Annotated in this window: 18 protein-coding genes and 1 pseudogene; 11 read left to right on the top strand and 8 right to left on the bottom strand. The window is 62.6% G+C overall.

Features of this window, described 5'->3' with window-relative positions:
• Nucleotides 1-9: 9 nt before the first annotated feature.
• The 5 genes from mmsB (at nt 10) to HAV21_RS22180 (ending at nt 2,885) form a co-directional block, all read left to right on the top strand.
• A complete protein-coding gene (gene mmsB / locus HAV21_RS07215; protein WP_166841196.1) occupies nt 10-930 on the top strand; it encodes a 3-hydroxyisobutyrate dehydrogenase in 921 nt (306 codons plus the stop codon).
• Nucleotides 931-972: 42 nt separating this feature from the next.
• A complete protein-coding gene (locus tag HAV21_RS07220) occupies nt 973-1,752 on the top strand; it encodes an enoyl-CoA hydratase (protein WP_166841197.1) in 780 nt (259 codons plus the stop codon).
• Between the two features lie 48 nt (nt 1,753-1,800).
• Nucleotides 1,801-2,175, top strand: coding sequence for a hypothetical protein (locus HAV21_RS07225; protein ID WP_142936885.1), 375 nt, complete (start codon nt 1,801-1,803; stop codon nt 2,173-2,175).
• 192 nt (nt 2,176-2,367) lie between these two features.
• Entirely contained in the window at nt 2,368-2,694 is a 327-nt protein-coding gene (locus tag HAV21_RS22175) for a hypothetical protein (RefSeq protein WP_243753161.1), read from the top strand.
• Between the two features lie 53 nt (nt 2,695-2,747).
• Nucleotides 2,748-2,885, top strand: a complete 138-nt coding sequence (locus tag HAV21_RS22180; protein WP_238703269.1) for a hypothetical protein — start codon at nt 2,748-2,750, stop codon at nt 2,883-2,885.
• Here the strand turns inward: HAV21_RS22180 and HAV21_RS07235 are convergent.
• The gene (locus tag HAV21_RS07235; protein ID WP_166841198.1) at nt 2,882-3,547 is read right to left on the bottom strand and encodes a TenA family protein; all 666 of its coding nucleotides are present in this window, start codon (nt 3,545-3,547) and stop codon (nt 2,882-2,884) included. The genes HAV21_RS22180 and HAV21_RS07235 overlap by 4 nt on opposite strands.
• A 106-nt stretch (nt 3,548-3,653) precedes the next feature.
• On the opposite strand from HAV21_RS07235, the gene HAV21_RS07240 reads away from it, so the two are divergent.
• Both HAV21_RS07240 and HAV21_RS07245 read left to right on the top strand, forming a co-directional pair.
• Entirely contained in the window at nt 3,654-4,529 is an 876-nt protein-coding gene (locus HAV21_RS07240) for a universal stress protein (protein ID WP_166841199.1), read from the top strand.
• A gap of 95 nt (nt 4,530-4,624) precedes the next feature.
• Nucleotides 4,625-5,521, top strand: coding sequence for a helix-turn-helix transcriptional regulator (locus tag HAV21_RS07245; RefSeq protein WP_166841200.1), 897 nt, complete (start codon nt 4,625-4,627; stop codon nt 5,519-5,521).
• 42 nt (nt 5,522-5,563) lie between these two features.
• Here the strand turns inward: HAV21_RS07245 and HAV21_RS07250 are convergent, their stop codons facing one another.
• On the bottom strand, nt 5,564-6,073 hold the full coding sequence (locus HAV21_RS07250) for a cyclophilin-like fold protein (RefSeq protein WP_166841201.1): 510 nt from the start codon (nt 6,071-6,073) through the stop codon (nt 5,564-5,566).
• Nucleotides 6,070-7,266: an MFS transporter gene (locus HAV21_RS07255; protein WP_166841202.1), complete on the bottom strand. Its 1,197-nt coding sequence runs from the start codon at nt 7,264-7,266 to the stop codon at nt 6,070-6,072. Before HAV21_RS07255 ends, HAV21_RS07250 begins: the two co-directional genes overlap by 4 nt.
• 146 nt (nt 7,267-7,412) lie before the next feature.
• Between HAV21_RS07255 and HAV21_RS07260 the strand changes: the two are divergent.
• Nucleotides 7,413-8,838 (top strand): annotated as a pseudogene (locus tag HAV21_RS07260) (DUF222 domain-containing protein).
• 23 nt (nt 8,839-8,861) lie between these two features.
• Here the strand turns inward: HAV21_RS07260 and HAV21_RS07265 are convergent.
• A complete protein-coding gene (locus HAV21_RS07265; protein ID WP_024819327.1) occupies nt 8,862-9,371 on the bottom strand; it encodes a MarR family transcriptional regulator in 510 nt (169 codons plus the stop codon).
• A gap of 42 nt (nt 9,372-9,413) precedes the next feature.
• Nucleotides 9,414-11,132, bottom strand: a complete 1,719-nt coding sequence (locus tag HAV21_RS07270) for an AMP-binding protein (protein WP_166841203.1) — start codon at nt 11,130-11,132, stop codon at nt 9,414-9,416.
• A 133-nt stretch (nt 11,133-11,265) separates the two neighbouring features.
• On the opposite strand from HAV21_RS07270, the gene HAV21_RS07275 reads away from it, so the two are divergent.
• The 3 genes from HAV21_RS07275 to HAV21_RS07285 all read left to right on the top strand — a co-directional run bounded on the left by HAV21_RS07275 (nt 11,266) and on the right by HAV21_RS07285 (nt 14,466).
• Nucleotides 11,266-12,483, top strand: a complete 1,218-nt coding sequence (locus tag HAV21_RS07275; RefSeq protein ID WP_166841204.1) for an acyl-CoA dehydrogenase family protein — start codon at nt 11,266-11,268, stop codon at nt 12,481-12,483.
• 104 nt (nt 12,484-12,587) lie between these two features.
• Nucleotides 12,588-13,175, top strand: coding sequence for a TetR/AcrR family transcriptional regulator (locus HAV21_RS07280; protein WP_208096373.1), 588 nt, complete (start codon nt 12,588-12,590; stop codon nt 13,173-13,175).
• 4 nt (nt 13,176-13,179) lie between these two features.
• Nucleotides 13,180-14,466, top strand: a complete 1,287-nt coding sequence (locus tag HAV21_RS07285) for a glycosyltransferase (protein WP_166841206.1) — start codon at nt 13,180-13,182, stop codon at nt 14,464-14,466.
• Between the two features lie 36 nt (nt 14,467-14,502).
• On the opposite strand, the gene HAV21_RS07290 is transcribed toward HAV21_RS07285, so the two are convergent.
• The 3 genes from HAV21_RS07290 to HAV21_RS07300 all read right to left on the bottom strand — a co-directional run bounded on the left by HAV21_RS07290 (nt 14,503) and on the right by HAV21_RS07300 (nt 19,374).
• A complete protein-coding gene (locus tag HAV21_RS07290; protein ID WP_142936875.1) occupies nt 14,503-16,065 on the bottom strand; it encodes an APC family permease in 1,563 nt (520 codons plus the stop codon).
• Between the two features lie 144 nt (nt 16,066-16,209).
• Complete coding sequence (locus HAV21_RS07295; protein WP_166841207.1) at nt 16,210-17,862, bottom strand: GMC oxidoreductase; 1,653 nt, start codon at nt 17,860-17,862, stop codon at nt 16,210-16,212.
• Complete coding sequence (locus tag HAV21_RS07300; RefSeq protein WP_166841208.1) at nt 17,863-19,374, bottom strand: aldehyde dehydrogenase family protein; 1,512 nt, start codon at nt 19,372-19,374, stop codon at nt 17,863-17,865.
• Between the last annotated feature and the right edge of the window lie 64 nt (nt 19,375-19,438).

Consider the following 19,438-nt stretch of genomic DNA (forward strand, 5'->3'; position numbering starts at 1 on the left):
GAGACGATCATGACAGAGAATGCAGCAGCAACCGGCCTCATCGCCTTCCTTGGGCTGGGCCATATGGGCGGGCCTATGGCGGCTAACCTGATCAAGGCCGGGCACGATGTGATCGGCTATGACCCCGTTCCAGCGGCCGTCGAGGCTGCTTTGGCCCACGGAATTCCCATGGCTTCCACGGCGCATGAGGCTGCGGCGGAGGCCGCAGTGGTGTTGACCATGCTGCCCAGCGGCAAGCACGTGCTGGACGCTTACCGCGGCGTGGACGGGCCGGGGCTGCTGTCCATCGCCAAACCGAACACGCTGTTCCTGGACTGCTCCACCATCAATGTGGACGAAGCCCGTGAGGCTGCCGCGCTGGCCGTGGATGCCGGGCACCGTTCCGTCGACGCGCCTGTGTCCGGCGGTGTGGTGGGCGCCGAGGCCGGGACGCTGACCTTCATGGTGGGTGCTTTGCCAGAGGACTTCCAGACCGTAAAGCCCATTTTGGAGCTCATGGGCAAGAGGATCGTTCACTGCGGTGATCATGGGGCCGGTCAGGCCGCGAAGGTTTGCAACAACATGATCCTGGGTGTGTCCATGATCGCCGTTGCCGAAGCGTTTGTTCTAGGTGAGAAGCTGGGGCTCACGCACCAGGCACTGTTCGACGTCGCATCCAACGCGTCCGGCCAATGCTGGGCGCTGACCACCAACTGCCCAGTTCCGGGTCCGGTTCCCACCAGCCCCGCCAACCGCGACTACCAGCCTGGCTTCGCCGGTGCGTTGATGGCCAAGGACCTGCGCCTGGCTCTGAACGCGTTGGAAAGCACGGGGGTTGCTGCCCAAATGGGTCCCTTGGCCTCGCGGATTTACGACGCTTTCGCCGCAGGAGAAGGCGCCGGGCGGGACTTCTCCGGGATCATCACGGAGATCCGCGATAAGTCGGTGTGAGAGATTGTCCGTGTACTTGAGCGTTTTTACGAGAGGGAAAGCATGACGGAGCAGTACCAGAACATTGTGGTGGAACGTCGGGGACGCGTGGGCTTGGTGACGTTGAACCGGCCTGAGGCGCTGAACGCGCTCAATACTGCACTCATGAACGAACTCGTGGACGCTGTTTCTTTGATGGACACTGATCCGGATGTTGGGGCTGTGGTGATCACGGGATCGGCCAAAGCATTTGCTGCCGGCGCCGACATCAAGGAAATGTCCTCCAACACCTACATGGACATGTACGCAGCGGACTGGTTCCGGCACTGGGAGGACCTCACCCGGCTGCGCATACCCGTAATCGCGGCAGTGTCCGGTTTTGCATTGGGCGGCGGCTGCGAACTGGCCATGATGGCCGACATCATCATTGCCGGCGACAACGCAAAGTTCGGCCAGCCCGAGATCAACCTCGGAGTGATTCCCGGAATGGGCGGTTCGCAACGGCTCACCCGCGCCGTGGGCAAAGCCAAGGCAATGGACATGATCCTGACCGGCCGGTTCATGGACGCCGAAGAAGCCGAACGCTCCGGCCTGGTGTCCCGTGTGGTTCCTGCCGCTGAGGTGGTTGATGAGGCCATCAAGGCCGCGGAAGTCATCGCCTCCAAGTCCAAGCCCGCCGCGATGGTAGCCAAGGAAGCCGTGAACGCAGCCTTCGAGATGGGCCTGACACAGGGTGTGCTGTTTGAGCGCCGTGTGTTCCACTCCCTGTTCGCCACGGAGGACCAGAAGGAAGGCATGGCAGCGTTCAGCGAGAAGCGCCAGCCGGAGTTCAAGCACAGGTAGCTGGTTGCGCGGAACGTCGTTGTCATAGTCGGGTGGTAAGAATGAACCATGTTTCAGAAGCCTCCGAATATTGCCCTTGAACACTTCACCAGCACCACGCAGGACTTGGCCCGGGCGGTTATAGCCAGCAAGTACCTGACTCTTGAGCTGCACTTCAGCTTGGAGGGCTTCATTGCCCGTGACCCGGAAGGTGTTCGGATCCTTACCGCCGATATCGGTGTACGGACGGACAAGAAGACAGGAGCACGGGTCGGAGCGTTGGAGCGTCTCCGTGAGCAGTGCACGGAACCTGGATTCCCGCGGGCGATCTCGGTTTATCAAGCGAAGAATGCCATAAAGCACTACGACTTGGAACGCGATGGAAAAGGCGACCCCTACTTCTTCCTCCAGCGTCCACACCCGGGAACTGATGAAGATGTCTAACAGGTCCTTTGCTCAGAGGTCGTAGCTGCGTCATATGGGCGTGCCAGTATTTGCCCGCCCATCCTTGCCGAGGGCCGGCCACGCCCGAAAGTTGCCGGGAGACCCCCGAGGAGGAAGCCTGGGAAGGGCTTGTGGGCTCATTCTTCGCGGCGTAGGCTCCTTCGGGCCGGAACCGGATGGAGGAGTTCGCTCATGGGACAGCTGATCGTCCAGAATTTTGTGACCGCCGATGGATACGCCGCTGATACCAACAACGAGTTCAAGGCCTACGAACTGCTGGAAGGGGGAACCGCTGAGTTTGACCGCGCCCAGCTCAAATGGCTCGGCACCGTTGAAGCCATGGTGCTGGGCGCCAACACCTACCGGTATTTCGTTGAGTATTGGCCTACGCCCGCCTCCGATGGCGAGATCATAGCGCCCGCACTCAACGGCTTGCGTCGTCATGTCTTCTCACGTCAATTGAAGGCAGCCCCTGGGGTGACTTCCCGCCGTCGAACCTTGAATCCGGCGACGCGATAGAGGCGATCCGTCGCATCAAGCGGCAGTCCGCGAAGGACGCCGTCCGGCTGGTAGTGACGCTCGGAGACCAAGGCTCAGGCAGGGGCGTGTTCCCGGCAGGACACAACCCCGCACTGCTGAAACTGCAGGAAGTGAACAGCTACGACCAAGGCTTGGTGGAGCTGAGCTACACAGTCCGGAAACGCCCCTAAACCGAAGCGCCCGCGGGCACCAACGCAGCGTCAAAGAAAGCCCGCTCCAGCCGCACGGCCTCCGCGAAGGTTGCGGCAACTCCCTGTCGTTCCGCGGCGTCAACAGGCTCGACGGCGTCAAACTCGTCGCGTAGCCACGTCACCCACGCGTTGTACTCGGGGTTGTTGTGGAGACGGATCCATTCGGCGTGCTTCGCGTGGACGGGCCAGTGTGTGGGATCGCCGGCGCGGGCAGCCCAGTCTCCGTAGAGCCACTCGGCAACCAGCAGCACTGCCAGGACTTTCGGGTACGAACGGGTGGCGAGGGCGCTGCGCATCAGGTTATCGAAATCCCGGGTGGCAGATCCCAGCGCGGGGGCTGTTCGATCCGCCTCGGGAACGTCGAGTTCGTTGAAGCAGTCCTGGAAGTACGTATTCTCGTCCGAAGCGAAAGCCCCAAGAACCGCGGCAAACACCAGACGCGAAGGCAGCGAAGGCGCCGATGCGACCGCTTGCCCGAGGAGCGCTGTGAAGGCGTCGCAGAACTGGTAATCCTGAACAAGGTAGCGGCGCAGGTGGTCATCGGGAAGGGACCCGTCCAGCAGCTGGTCCACAAAAGGATGGTTGACGGCGGCGTCCCAATCCTCGGCGCACTGGTTCTTGAGTTCTTCGGCAAAGCCCACGGTGTTTCCTCCTGAGGTGTCAGCATCGGAGCCTAGCAGCGTATTGCGCCCTACCGGCGGGGGTTACGCTCTGGTGCCGGTCCCGGCGCCAGCGTAGGCTCTGGCCATGACGAACGAGCACGCTTCGAAGACGATCGTGGTTGGCTATGACGGATCCGAAGAATCACACCGGGCCGTCCAATGGGCCGCACATCATGCCATCCTGCGGAACTGCTCACTGCACGTTGTGCACTGTTCCCTGTGGGTCTTGCTATCCCAAAACAGGGGCCCCGTTCCTGGCATCGCCGATAGTGGTTTGGAGCGGGCCGCCCAGAAAGTCCTTGAAGAAGGGACGGCGCTCGCAAAGGAGGCCGTGCCCGATCTGGAGGTCCACGCCACTTTGCTTCACGGAATGCCGCGCGATCATCTTGCGCACGTTTCGGCCGGCGCGGAGATGTTGGTCCTTGGAAGCCGCGGCCTTGGTGGGTTCATGGGCTTGCTGGTGGGGTCCGTGAGTTTGGAGATGGCGGCAACCGCAGAGTGCCCCGTCGCAGTGATTCGTGCCGATGACCACCCTGAGGGTCCAGTGCTGCTGGCTGTTGATGACTCGGGATCACCGGCAGCCCTGGACGACGCCTGCCTTTTCGCGGCCGCAACGGGTGCCGAGCTCAGGATCATTCACGTCCTGCACGAACCCGAAGGATACCGGCGGTTGCGAGAGCCGGTGGAAGCCTATCCCGAGGCAGAAGCGATGCTCGATGCCGTGCTGAGCCGGGCCCGCCACAAAGCTCCCGGGAGCGCGGTGAGCGGAGAGCTGCTGGTGGATGCTTCATTCTCCCGTGCCGTGGTCAAGGCCTCACAAGCGGCACGCATCACAGTGGTGGGGACCAAAGGACATGGACTGATCAAGGGCACCATAGGTTCAACGGCACACGCAGTACTCCACCACGCCCATAGTCCCGTGTTGGTCTCCCGTCGCAAGGCAGGCTCCGAAGCTTCTTAGGGCTCAGTCTTCCCTGGAGACCGCAGAGCTGGTTGGTCGTCGGAGGCCCTCACAGGGACTCCCTCCGGCGATGAACCGGACTTATGGTGGAGGGCATGGATAATCGGGCGGAAGTTCGCGAATTTTTGATCTCCCGGCGTGCCCACGTGGCCCCGGAGCAGGTGGGGCTGCCCGCGGGATCCAACCGGCGGGTTAAGGGTCTGCGCCGTAGCGAAGTGGCCACCCTTGCCGGCTTAAGCGTTGAGTACTACACCCGCTTGGAACGCGGCGCCATTAGCGGCGCCTCGCCGCAGGTTCTTGAGAGCATCGCCCGCGCGCTGAACTTGGACGACGCTGAACGCGCACACCTGTTCGACCTTGCGCATGCCGCCAGTCCAGTTGCCCGGCCGCCACGGCGCCGGAACTCGAAATCCTATGTGCCCCACCAGAGCCTGCAGTGGGAGTTGGATGCTGTCACGGCCGGACCCGCGTTTGTCCGGAACGGCCGGATGGACCTCTTGGCCGTGAACCCCTTGGCCCGGGCGTTTTACAAGGACTGTTACGACATGCCGGGCCAGACGCCCAACATCGCCAGGTTCACGTTCCTGGACCAGCGCGCCCACGAGTTCTACCCGGACTGGGACGCTTTTGCGGAAATAACGGTTTCCATTCTCCGCACGGAGGCCGGACGGGACCCGCACAACAAGGAATTGCACGATCTCATTGGTGAGCTCAGCACCCGCAGCGAGGAATTCCGCACTCGCTGGGGCGCACATAACGTCCGGCACCACGGCACGGGTTTCAAGACGTTCAATCACCCGGTGGTGGGCGAAATGACGCTCGCCTTCGAGGGCTTGGAAATGGCCGCAGAACCAGGATTGACCCTGACCATTTACGCAGCTGAACCCGGGTCGCCGTCGGCCGAGCGCCTCCAACTGTTGGCCTCCTGGGCGGCGAGCGAATACGCCCAAGGCGTTCGCCCGGCGTCGGAGAAGACCCGAACGGACAGCTGACCGCCGGCGGTGCTGCCGCGCGCTACCGCCGATGGCAGACGGTCAGCGATTGACTTCTACGCGGACTTCCTGGCCTTCGAAGCGCGCAAGCTCTTCCCGGGTGGCTTTGGATCGTCCCAAATGAATGGTTTGGTCTGAGTATTCGATGCCTGACGCGTTGTAGTAAAAACCGAGGTTTCCCCAGGGGACGTAGTAGATCAGGTCACCGTCCTCGGGGTCGGACCCAGGTGACCCTTCATAGTGGAGGGGCCTGGGCAGGTCCGCGATCTTCTCCCGGCCGGCGAACTCTTTCATGCTGAGGGTGAGCGGCAGCATGCTCAGGAAGTCCCGGGTGGCGGGATTATCCTCCCCAATGGTGACGTCCAGTGACGCCGAACCGGCGCTGAAGTGCACCACGGTACCTACTACGTTGTGGGCGGCGGAGGTGGCTGCCTCACTGGGTTTTGAGGTCCCTCTGGCCGAACCCGGTGTCGTCTCCACGGCGGGGGATGGGCTGCAGCTGACTAGTGCCAACGCCACCAGCAGCAGTTTTCCGGCGGTGGGGTGCTTCATGAGTGGGAACCTTCCTTCCGGTCCTTGAGCATCAATAGCGTAAGTGGGACGAAGTAGAGCGCGGCGATTCCTGTTCCCACCAGCACGGGGCCTGTGGCACCAAGTGCGGATTCCAAGGCGTAACCGGCCATCCACGATCCCACGGCTGTGCCGAGGTTGAACGCTGAGGTGCTGAGAGCTGAAGCCAGCGTGGGTGCGTGCCCCGCGTAACCTACGGCTTTGCCGATCAGAATCGGATTGGTGGCCATGCCGAAGAGCCCCAGCAGGAAGATCAGGACCACTGTCACCACGGCGTTATGGGAGAGGAAGGAAAGGGCACCCAACACCAGGAAGGTCATACCTGCCGCGACGAACAGCGCCGGATAGGGGCGGTGAGAGCCGAAATGACCTCCCAGATTGGAGCCAATGAAGGCTCCCACACCGTACGCCACCAGAACCAGCGGCACCACCGAGGCGGCCATTCCGGTGTTCTCAGTAAGCAGTGGCGAAATGAAGCTGTAGGCAGCCAGGGACGAGCCGCAAACGATCGCGCAGCCGGCCAGGACAAGCCAAACCCTCGTGTCGCGCATGCTGGCGAGCTCAGCGCGAACGGACGGTATGGGCCCGGATTCCGGCCCCACCGGGACTAGCCGGTACACAACAACAGCCCCCGCCAGCGCAAGAAGTGCCAGACCCCAGAAAGGGCCTCGCCAGCCAATCACCTGACCTGCGAAAGCGCCCAGCGGTACGCCAACAACATTTGCCAGCATCCCACCGCCCAACACCACGCCCAACGCCCGGGATGCCGACGCCGCACCTGCGGCTTTTGCACCTACGACGGCGGCTACCGCCCAGAAAGCGCCCGTCGCCAAAGCCGTGAGGAAACGTGCGCCAAGAATGAGTGTGAAGTCAGACGTGAGCGCCACCACGACGTGACCAGCCGCAAAGACCAGCAGTGCAAGGCTCAGCGTCAGGCGTCGTGGCAGCTTAAGCGTGAGGATTGACATGGTGGGCGTTCCAACGATCATGCCTACGGCGAAGACCGTGATCATGAGGCCGGCGTTGGCTACGGACACCCCAAGGTCGCCCGCAATCTCAGGCAGGATCCCCGCCACAATGAACTCGGTGGTTCCCATCAGGAACACACCCGCAGCCAGAACGTACGTCACCAGTGGCAGACGCCGGGTCTTGACGGTGGAAATGGTGGTGGTCATGACTTCAGAACATCAGGTCTACGGGGTGTTAGGGAGTCCCGCTTAAGGGAGGTCCTCTGAGGGACTCCCTCGGTGAGCTGCCCCAACTAGGGCGCCCGGGCGATCAACGACGTTATATTGTCGGTGCCTACTGACATGGTTGATTCATGGAACAGGTTCGGGAGAGTCGAGTGGGTACGGCGCTATCCGATGCCCTTGTTTCTGTCTCCCCTGCGAACGTTCAACTCGCGGCTCCGTCCAGCACCGTCAGCAGTAATCTGATCGAGCAGTTGCGGGTGTTGGAGGAGATGAAGTCGGCTATCACCGCGTTGCAGGCGCGGGTTGTGGTGGCGTTTGATCTAGCTCAGCGCGCCGAGCAGGCCGAGGCTGGTGTTCCTGCGTCCGAGCGTGGTCAGGGGGTGGGGGCGCAGGTGGCGTTGGCGCGTCGGGAGTCCCCGAACCGTGGGTCGAGGTTGTTGGGTTTTGCGAAGGCGCTGGTGTTGGAGATGCCGCGGACGTTGACGGCTCTGCGGTCGGGGCAGTTGAATGAATGGCGCGCCACGCTGCTGGTGAGGGAAACGGCGTGTTTGTCTGTTGAGGATCGGTGTGCGGTGGATGAGGAACTCGCCGCCGATACCGGGACTTTTGATGGCAAGGGCGACAAAGCGATCATTGCGGCGGTGAAGGCGGCTGCGTATCGGCGTGATCCGCGGTCGGTGGTGGGTCGTGCCAGTCGTGCCGCTGCTGAGCGGACGGTGAGTTTGCGTCCGGCGCCGGACACCATGACGTACCTGACGGCGCTGTTGCCGGTAGCTCAGGGGGGTGGCGGTTTATGCTGCGTTGTCCCGGGCTGCTGATACTGCCCGTTCCACAGGTGGTGCTGGCACTGGTGGGGGTGTCGGGTCTGGTGGAGTAGCCCCGACCCGTGGCCAGGTCATGGCGGACACATTGGTTGAACGGGTTACCGGCACTCCGGGTGGGTTTTCGGGGATCAACCTGGATCTGGTCATGACCGACCGGACGCTCTTTCAAGGGGACAGTGAACCGGCCCGGCTCAAGGGGTACGGAATCGTCCCGGCAGAGTGGGGGAGGGAACTGCTGGGGTTGGGACCGGCCGGAAGCCCAAGTCCGCGGCCCGGTTCCGGGCGGGCAGTGGACGAACCACAGGCACGGGCAGGACAGGCAGCACAGGCACCGCCGGACACAGAGTTCGCTGTGTGGCTCCGCCGGCTTTACACAGCCCCTGCTACGGGAGAGCTCCTGGCCACGGATTCCAAGGCCCGGCTCTTCACCGGCAGGTTACGGCGGTTCGTTGAGACTCGCGACGATACCTGCCGGACGCCCTACTGTGATGCGCCCATCCGGCATATCGACCATGTGGTTCCGTGGCGTTCAGGAGGGAAAACGAACCTTAGCAACGCCGCGGGGTTGTGCGAGGCGTGCAATCACACCAAGGAACACCCCGGTTGGAGCACCACATCCCTGCCCGGCGAAAACTACAGCGTCCATACCTTGGAAATCCGCACCCCCACCGGTCACACCTATCAATCCAAAGCCCCACCCCTTCCAGGGCATCAGCCCTCCAGGACGTAAAACGCTTCGAGGGTGTGAACCCTCTATTCCTCCGTGAAATCCCCGGCATCCCTGCGGAAGGTGCCCAGGACGCGGATAAGGTGATCGACGTCGTCGGGCCCAAAGCCGGACTTGCCGAAAACCTCGGCGTTAAGCGCCGCCGTCGCTTTCTTCGCCAAGGTGCGGCCCTCTGCGGTGAGCTCGATCAGGGTGGTGCGCCCGTCTGTTGGGTGCGGGGAACGAGCCACCAAGGCGGCTTTTTCCAAGCGGTCCACGGCGTTGGTTACCGACGTGGGATGGACCTGCAGCAGCGCGCTGGCCTTGTTCATGGGAAGTGCGCCGCTGCGGGCGAAACTCAGCAGCGCCAGCAGTTCGTAGCGCGCGAACGTCAGCCCGAACGGTTTCAGAACTGTTTCGATGCGCGCGAGCAGAATCTGTTGCGTGCGCATGATCGCAGTGATGGCGGCCATGGGCGCGGCGACATCGCCCCAGCCATGCCGTTCCCAGTTGCGCTGGGCGTCGGCGATGGGGTCGCGGGGGAGTGGGGTGCCCATGGGCCTCCTTCGGTTACGTGATCGGCCTAGTGTCCCGGGTGGCTAGTCTCTCAGGTTCGGAAACTCTTCCTCCGTGTATTCCACGCCCAATCCGGAGGGCAGTGGGCCGTCGCCGTGCCTTGCGACCTCGGTTCCGCGAAGTTCCACGCGCCTGATTTTGCCGGAAATCGTCTTGGGAAGTTCGCCAAATTCCAGCCGCCTGATGCGCTTGAACGGTGCTAAATGCTCACGGCAATACTTCAAAATGTCCTCCGCAACCTTGGGCCCGGGTTCATAGCCCGCGGCCAACACGACGAACGCCTTGGGCACGGACAGCTTCACGGCATCAGGCGAAGGAACGACGGCGGCTTCGGCCACTGCGGGGTGTTCGATCAGGACGCTTTCGAGTTCGAAGGGAGACAAGCGGTAGTCGGAGGACTTGAAAACGTCGTCATCCCGCCCCACATAGGTGATGACGCCGTCGGCGTCCCGGCTGGCCATATCGCCCGTGTGATAGTAACCATCCCGGAATGCTTCGGCCGTCTTGGCTTCGTCTCCAAAATAGCTCTTCATGAGCCCCACGGGCCGGGGGTCCAAGCGCAAGCAGAGTTCGCCGTCGTCGGCTTCCTCCCCGGTGACCGGGTCCACCAGGACGACGTCGTATCCGGGGAGCGGCCGTCCCATGGAACCGATTTTGACCGGCTGCGTAGGCGTGTTGGCGATCTGGACCGTTGACTCGGTCTGACCGAAGCCGTCGCGGATGGTGACGCCCCAGGCCTTTTCCACCTGGCCGATCACTTCCGCGTTGAGTGGCTCACCGGCAGAGACCACCTTAAGCGGAGGGTGAGTGAGCTGGGTGAGGTCGGCTTGGATGAGCATGCGCCAGACGGTGGGCGGGGCACAGAAGCTTGTGACGCCTTCTTTGCCCATTTGGTTCATGAGGGCGGCGGCGTCGAAGCGCTGGTAGTTGTAGATGAAGACGGTGGCCTCGGCGATCCACGGTGTGAAGACGTTGGACCAAGCGTGCTTCGCCCAGCCGGGAGAGGCGACGTTCAGGTGGACGTCGCCAGGCTCCAGCCCAATCCAGTACATGGTGGACAGGTGACCCACCGGATAGGACGTGTGCGTGTGTTCCACCAGCTTGGCGCGCGAGGTGGTTCCGGAGGTGAAGTAGAGGAGCAATGTGTCATCAGCGAGGGTGGGAGCGTCGGGCGTAAATTCCGTGCCGGCGTCGTATGAGTCTGCGTACTGTCTTGCCTCGGCGGTGGTTCTCTCGGATCCGACCTCGATCAGCGTGTAGCCGCCCTCGACGTCGGCGAACTTGCCGATGTTTGCGCTCCCGACCGCCACCCAGGTGGCACCGCCGCGCTCCACCCGGTCCTGAAGATCGCGGGCGCCCATGAGGGTGGTGGTGGGGATCATGACAATGCCCAGCTTGATGCCTGCCAGCATGAGTTCCCACAGCTCAACCTGGTTGCCGAGCATGATGATCATGTGGTCGCCGCGTTTGACGCCTTGGTCGCGCAGCCAGCTGGCGAGTTGGGAGGAGCGCTGCGAGAGGTCCTTGAACGTGCGGCGCGTGGAGCTGCCGTCCTGTTCCACGATCACCAGCGCGGGCTTGTTGCCTCTGGTCTCGTCTGCCGCGATCTGGTCGAACCAGTCGAGGGCGAAGTTAAATTCCTCAAAGCGTGGCCACTGGAACTCGGCGTGAGCCAGTTTGTAGTCTTCGCGCAGTTCCAGCAGCCTGTCCCGGGCCGCACGGAAGTCGTCTGTGACTGTCATAGTCCACCTTTCGCTTTCGGGTTCCCTGGCACCTTCGCCGAAGCATCCCGCCTAGTGATCCACATCACCTTGCAATATACTAGGACATCCAAGGGTTTGGAAGAGCCTATGCGGGACATGACGAAGGGGTCTAATGCTCGACGAAAAAGCTGCCGGCACCGTTACCAACGGTGCGGCATCAGAACACGTCCTGCCTCCTTACCCGGAGGCGGACTTGATGCATGTTATTGACCTGCTCCCCCCGGAGGAGCGTGCCCGGTACTTGGAGATCAGGGAGTTCCTGCAGGCGCGGATCCGGGCTGCGAGCATCGACTACTGGAACCGGGAGGAATTCCCGTTCGGGCTGCTGGCGGACATGGCTAAGTTCGGGCTGGGCGGGCTTCAAACCGACGGTTCCTCAAAGCTGTTCAAGGGCCTCATGTACACCGAGGTGGCCCGCGCGGACGTGTCTCTTTCAGCGCTGGTGGGGATCCACAACGAGCTCATTGTCGGCATGATTGATGAGCTAGGTTCCCCCGAGCAGAAGCGCAAGTGGTTGCCCGGGCTTGAGGCTTTCACCCAGCTGGGCGCTTTCGCGCTCACCGAACCGGACCACGGCTCGGACATCGCCGGAGGGCTCTCGACGACGGCGCGGCGCGACGGCGGCGAATGGGTCATCAGCGGTGCCAAGCGCTGGATAGGGGCAGGGACGATTGCCGACTTCGCCTTGGTTTGGGCTCGTGATGAATCCGACGGGCACATCAAGGGTTTCATCGTGGAGACCGACCGCCCCGGGTATGCGGCCACCAAGATTTCGAACAAGATCGGCCTGCGCATCATGCAGAATGCGGACATCGTGTTGGACGAGGTCCGCATTCCTTCGGAGAACCTCCTGCCCGGCGCCACTGAGTTCTCCCGCGCCAATGATCTCTTGCGCGATTCCCGTGCCTGGGTGGGATGGCAGGCCGCGGGGATCCAATTGGCAGCCTTTGACATAGCCCGTTCCTACGCGTTGCAGCGCAAACAATTCGGCAAGGAACTGGCACGCTTCCAGCTTGTCCAGCAGCAGCTCGCGGACATTCTGGGCAATGCAAACGCCTCATTGTCCATGATGGTTGAGCTCGCCCGGATCCAGCAGGCCGGGAAACTCGAAATGGTGCAGGCTGCCATGTGCAAGGCAACTACCACGCGGCTGGCCCGATCATCCGTGGCGATGGGCAGATCCCTCTTGGGAGGGAACGGCATCACCACGGACTACGAGATGGGCAAGCTCTTTGGTGACGCCGAAATCCTCTACACCTACGAGGGCAGCTACGAGATCAACTCCATGATCGTGGCCCGCGCGGTGACGGGGAAGTCGGCGTTCGTTTAGGGATCCGCCGGCGGTGCTTTCTCGGCCACTGTGCAGATCCTATTCGTGTTACACTATGTAACATGAAAGCGCCTGATCGGGAGTCGGGGCCGCGTGCTTATCGGATGAACGCAAGGCAGGAAGCCGTTGCCGCAACCCGTGAGCGGATACTGTCCGCCGCCTACGAGCTGTGGCTGGAGAGTCCTTACGACCAGGTGTCCATTGATGCCGTCTCCAAAATCGCGGGAGTGTCCAGGCAGACCGTCATCCGCCACTTCGGAACCAAGGACGAACTCGCGTTCGCGGTAGCCGACTGGCAGAAACCCGGTGAGGACGCCCTCCGCGAAGCTACGCCCGGAGATGCTGACGGAGCAATCGCCAAGCTTCTGGACCGCTACGAGACCATGGGCAACGCCAACATTCGCATGCTTGAACTCGAAGGTCGCGTGCCTGCGATCGACCACTTGCTCACTATCTCCCGGGTAGGTCACCGTGAGTGGATCGAACGCACGCTGATCCCCGGTGTGACCGGCGATGAAAGGCTGGTCCTGGCGCTCTATGCTGCCACCGACGTCACCCTCTGGAAGCTTCTGCGCCGCGACCTTGGGCAGTCCAGGACGGAGACTGAAGCAACGATCCTCCGGCTGGTCCACGGAGTGTTGGGTGGGAGTCCGGAGAAACGTTCATCCGAAAGTTCAGCCGGAAAGGATTAGGAACATGAGCCGCTATCTGTTCGCTATCTGGGACGGGGGAGGAGCCGTGGCGCCGGAGCTCGGAGTTGCCAGGCGACTCATTGAGAATGGCCATCAGGTAAGGGTTCTGGCCGACCCAACCCTGCGCGCCCAGGTGGCCGCGGTGGGTGCCACGTTCAGTCCATGGGTTCGGGCTCCCCATCGCACTTCAAACGATCCGTCCGGGGACGTGGTGAAGGATTGGGAGGTGCGGACGCCCTTCGAAGGCCTGCGAAGAATGCGTGACAGGCTCATTGGCGGACCCGCGGAGCTTGTGGCGAGCGAGACGGCCGAGCAGATTGGCGACTATTCACCAGACGCGCTCATGGCGGACTACTTCATGTTTGGCGCTATGATCGCGGCGCAAGGAGCCGGGCTGCCAGTAGCCGCTGTGATGCCCAATATCTGGGCGCTGCCCGTGCGCGGCGTTCCGCCGATCGCCGCCGGTTTCCCCTTGGCGCAGGGCGTTCCCGGACGTGTCCGCGACGCCATGCTCATCGCCCTCGTAAACCGGGTTTTCGCCAAGGGATTGCCGGCCCTCAACCAGGTGCGCGCCCGCCACGGGCTGCGGCCCCTGCGGTCCTTTTATGATCAGGTTTTGGGTGTCGACCGTATTTTTGTGCTCTCCAGTTCCACCTTTGATTACGCATCGCCGTTTGTGCCGGCGAATGTGAGCTACGCCGGGCCGGTGCTCGACGAACCTCAGTGGGCAGTGCCATGGGTCCCGCCCTGGTCAGAGGATGACGCTCGGCCCCTGATTCTTGTGGGCCTCAGTTCGACGTTCCAGAACCAGGGAGACTTGCTGCAACGCATTATCGATGCCCTCTCCACCATGCCTGTACGTGCGGTGGTGACCACCGGACCGATGATCGACCCTGATGCGCTGACAGCAAACAGCAACGTGAGCGTGGTGCGTGCGGTGCCCCACGGACCCATCATGGAAAAAGCTGCCTTGGTGGTGACGCACTGCGGGCACGGCACTGCCCTGAAAGCCCTTGCCGCTGGCGTGCCCATGGTCTGCCTGCCCATGGGACGGGACCAAGACGACACAGCAGCCAGGATCGTCCACCACGGTGCCGGCGTACGGCTGGCTCCCAACGCGTCGGCGGAGAAAATCCGGCGTGCAGTGGCGGAAGTGCTGGAACGGGACAGCTACCGGCTCGCGGCTGCCCAACTTTCCTCGTCCATTACTGCCGAGCTTGCGTCCAGCCGGCTGGTGGAAGAACTTGGGTCCCTGGCAAGCAAGCCGAACCAGCCACGCCAGCGCTCCTAGGAGTTTCACCAAGCGCAGGAGCCAACGCCGGCCTCCTCATTGCACGCGAGTCAAGATGCGTGGTCCAGCCGCCGCATGCTCGGCCAGAACTCCGGTGTGGTGCCTGATGCGGAGACGGTAGAGCAGGGTTCCGCCGATGATCACCGCGGCAACGAACATGACGCCGCCCCATTGCAGATACCACTCAAACGGCGGCACTGAGTTGTAGATCTCCGGTCGAGGCCAGACCAGGTTCAGCGTCATGGCGCCACCCCACAGCACGGCCAGGATGTTGACGGGGAGACCCCATTTGCCGAGGCTGAATCCCGGTTCTGTCTCGTCGTCCTTCAGGGGCCACTTTTTCAGGAACCTTTGCCGCAGCATGGGCACGGTCACCAGGAGGTAGGACAGATAGATCAGGACGATGCTAATGCTGGACAGAATGGTGAAGATGGCTGGCTGGGAGATGTTGACGATCAGGGGAATCACTGCCACTACACCGATGACGATTGCAGCCACCGTGGGGGTTTTGCGGGTGGGATGCACCTTGCTGAGCTGACGGCTGAAGGGAAGGTTGTTGTCCCTGGCCATGGCAAACATCATCCGGATAGCTGCCGCGTGCACGGCCAGCGTGCAGACCACAACAGCTACCACGATGCACGCCAGGAACGCCTTGCCGAAGGGGCCACCCAGCACTGACAGCACAATGTACTGCAGCCCGCCATCGGCCGCTCCAAGCTTGGGATCGGAAAGATCGGGGGCCGCCAGGATTCCGCCCAGCAGGAGCAAACCTCCCAGGAGGAAGGATGCCGTGACAGCGCGGAGAATAGCGCGGGGCGCGGTTTTCTTGGGGTCCTTGGTTTCTTCACCCAAGGAACTGGCGGTATCGAATCCGTACATGACATAACCGGAAGCCATGGCGGCGATGAGGAATACTCCGAAGAAGCCCATCGGATGTTCTTGACCGAATCCAGCGGTATCAAGGAGGACTTCAGGTCCCCGCACCGAGTGCCACATGAGCGCCGCAATGAGCAGAACAGCGGCAACCAGTTCCACAAAAACGCCCACACTATTGATCATGGTCATGAGCTTTACGCCGAAGGCATTGATGAGCGTGGAAATGCCGATCATGATGCTAGCCAGGATGACTCCGTTGACCGCAAAGTCGTAGGGGCCGGTGCCATCGCCCACCAGCTGGAAGCCACTCCAAATCTGCGGCAACGTGATTTGGAGGGCCAAGGCAACAGATCCCAACGCCATGATGGAGGAGAGCAGTAGTAACCAGCCCGCCAACCAGGCCCACGTTCCCGTGGAAAGCCTTTTGGCCCAGTTATAGACCGAACCGGCCACAGGGTATCGGCCGGCCAGTTCCGCAAAACACAGGGCTACCATGAGCTGGCCTACGAAAACAATGGGCCACGACCACGCGTAGGCGGGTCCCGCCGTCGAAAATCCGAAGTAAAACAGTTGGAAAACGCCGGTGAGGATGGAGATGTAACTGACGCCGGCGGCGAAGCTGGCAAACTTTCCGATGCTGCGGTCAAGGGTTTGGGCGTAGCCAAACTCGTCCATACCGCTTGCATCGCTCTTGCAGGGTCCTATTTTGCTGGGTTCTAACATTCGAACTCCTAATTCAGACATGCATGAATGGTGATAGCCCGCGGCCGCCATTGGACGCAGTGGATATCAAAAGCCGGGCACCACGGTGTGCGTACGGCCGTTTCCCCCATTTTTTGTTGCGTTGGTCTAAAAGCAGGCGCCTTCTTAGGCGTGGGACAAGCTAAAGCCGGCTTCCGCCGTCGTGGTTTCCTCCGTCCGGTGGGCACTGAGGCGGGCCTTGATGAGATCGGCGCAGCGCTCGCCGATCATCATCACGGTGATGTTGGGGTTTACGGTGACGTGTTCCGGCATGACGGAGGCGTCTGCCACGCGCAGGCCGGTGACGCCCTTGACGCGCAGTTCAGGATCAAGGGGCGACATCTCGTCGTCCGCAGGCCCCATGCGGACGGTGCCAACGGGGTGGTAGACGGTGTTGTGTGTTTTGCGGATGTAGTCCTGCAGCTCCTCGTCGCTCTGGGCCTCGATGCCGGGGGAGAGTTCCCGCCCGGTCCACTCGGCCATGGCTGGTTGAGCCGCGATTTCCCGGGCCTTGCGGATGCCTGCCACCATGACGCGCATGTCGTGCCCCTCGGGATCGGTGAAGTAGCGGGGGTCCACCATGGGTTTGTCGCGGAAGTCCCGGCTGCGCAGGCGAACCGTCCCGCGCGAACGGGCGTGGGTGACGTTCGGAGTCAGGCTGAAGCCGTTCTCCGTGGTGGGGTAGCCGTAGCGCAGGGTGTTCATGTCGAAGGGCACGGAGCCGTAATGCATCATGAGGTCCGGCCGGTCCAGGCCCTCTTCAGTGGGGGTGAAGATGCCGATTTCCCACCACTGGGTGGACGTCTGCACCATGGGCTGCCTGGCCTCGAACTGCACCACGCCTTCCGGGTGGTCCTGCAGGTGCTCGCCCACACCGGGGGAATCCACCATAACCTGGATGCCATGCTGCTCGAGGTGTTCGGCCGGACCGATGCCGGAGAGCATAAGCAGCTTGGGGGAATCAATGGCGCCGGTGGACAGGATGACTTCGCGATGCGCGTGCAGCCTGTGCGTCCGGCCGAAGGCCGAGTCCACAACATCGACGCCGGTGCAGCGCTTGTCCGCGTCGAACACCAGTTGCCGGGCCCGCAAGCCGGTCAGCAGCGTGAAGTTTTCGCGATCGATGATGGGGTGGATGTAGGAGACGGAACTCGAAGATCGTGTCCCGTCCGAGCGGCGGTTGATCTGGAAGAAATTGGCGCCGTTGACCACAGTGGTGCCGTCATTGAACTTCGCCCGGGGGATACCGGTCTGTTCGCAAGCATCCAGGAGCGCGACGCCCGCTGGATCTGCCGGGGGCACGTTCATCAAGTGCACTGGGCCGTCGTGGCCGTGGTGGGGAGCGTCCGGACCCGCGTCCTCGTTGCTTTCCAGGCGCTGGTACAAAGGCCAGGCGGCAGCAGCATTCCAGCCGGTGGCACCGTACTTTGACTCCCACTCGTCCAAGTCTTCGCGGGGAGCCCAGAAAGCGATGCAGGAGTTGTGGCTGGAGCAGCCACCCATCACCTTGGCGCGGGCATGGCGCATGAACGAGTTGCCGTTTTCCTGCGGTTCCACCGGGTAGTCCCAGTCGTAACCGGATTCCAGCAACTCCATCCAGCGGTCCAGCTGCAGGATCTCGGGCAGGTTGCGGTCGTCCGGACCCGCCTCCACCAGGGCCACGGTGACGGCAGGGTCCTCGCTGAGCCGTGCAGCGACGGCAGCTCCGGCAGATCCTCCACCGATGACGACGTAATCGAACCCGCGCTCGCTGAGGTTCTGGATGTTGTCAACGTGCATCTATTTCTCCTTGCCGTGGTCTGCGAACCAGTCGGTGACCTGCGGGCTGGTGTTCTGGTAGATGTGCTTGGCTTCCTGGTATTCGCCCAGTCCCGTGGGGCCGAGTTCGCGGCCTACGCCGGACTGGCCGAAACCGCCCCACTCGGCCTGCGGAAGGTAGGGGTGGTAGTCGTTGATCCACACCGTGCCGTGGCGCAAACGGCCCGCAACCCGCTGGGCCTTTCCGGCATCCTGGGTCCAGACCGCGCCCGCCAGTCCGTAGATGGTGTCATTGGCGGTGGCTACGGCTTCGTCTTCCGTGCGGAACGTTTCCACTGTTACTACCGGGCCAAAAGCTTCGTCGACCACTACCGACATTCCCCGGGTCACGCGGTCCAGAACGGTGGGCTGGTAGTAGAACCCGGCGTCGAACTTTTCGCCCTCAGGGGCGGCGCCGCCGCACCGCAGCCGCGCGCCCTCAGCCACGCCACGCTGAACGTAAGCGTCCACTTTCTCCCGGTGGGCAGCGGAAATCAGCGGCCCGGTTTCGGCGGACTCATCGAACGGGCCGCCGATGCGGATGCCCTGAGCCTTGCGGACCAGCTCGTCCACGAAGCGCTCCGCGATGGATTCCTCCACCACCAGCCGGGCACCGGCGGAGCAGACCTGGCCTGAGTGCACAAAAGCGCCGTTTAATGCGTTGTCGACGGCGGCATCAAAGTCAGCGTCAGCAAACACGACGTTGGGGTTCTTGCCGCCGAGTTCCAACGCCACCTTTTTCACCGTGGCGGCCGCGGCCGCGGCGATGCGCTTGCCGGTTTCCAGGCCACCGGTGAAGGAAACCAAGTCAATGTCCGGGTGCTCAGAAAGTGGTGCGCCTGCCTGCGGGCCGGCGCCGGTCACCAGGTTTGCGACGCCGTCCGGCAGACCCAGGTCCTGCAGCAATTGCATGGTCAGGATGGCGGTGGACGGAGTCAGCTCGGCAGGCTTCAGGACGAACGTGCAACCAGCAGCGAGTGCCGGCGCGATCTTCCAGGCTGCCTGCAGCAGCGGGTAGTTCCACGGCGTGATCAAGCCGCAGACGCCCACGGGCTCGTACACGATTTTGCTCACGACGGCGGGGTCCCCGGCGTCCACCACCCGGCCCGCCGACTGCCCGGCGAGCCTTCCGAAGTATTCGAAGCAGGCGGCGATGTCGTCAATGTCTATACGGCTCTCGATGATTCGCTTGCCGGTGTCCAGTGATTCGGCGCGGGCGAACTTCTCCCGGCGTTCGCGCAGTTCTGCGGCGACCTTGAGCAGGAAAGCGCCGCGCTCCGGAGCGGGAACGTTTGCCCAAACGCCGGAATCGAAGGCTGCGCGGGCTGCGGAAATGGCTCGCTCGGCGTCCTCGCGGCCGGCTTCGGAGACGGTGGCGACCAGTTCGCCGTCGGCCGGGTTGCGGATCTCGCGCACCGCGCCGGAAGAGGCCGGTTCCCACACGCCGTTGATGAAAAGTGTGGAGGCGGAATCGGAAAATGTGGCTTGGGTCATACGAAGCAGGCTAGTGCACTTTGAACATCTGTTCAAGGAAAATTATGAACAGATGTTCAAAGTG

This window comes from Paenarthrobacter sp. MSM-2-10-13 (genome assembly GCF_011605365.1).
GTDB lineage: Bacteria > Actinomycetota > Actinomycetes > Actinomycetales > Micrococcaceae > Arthrobacter.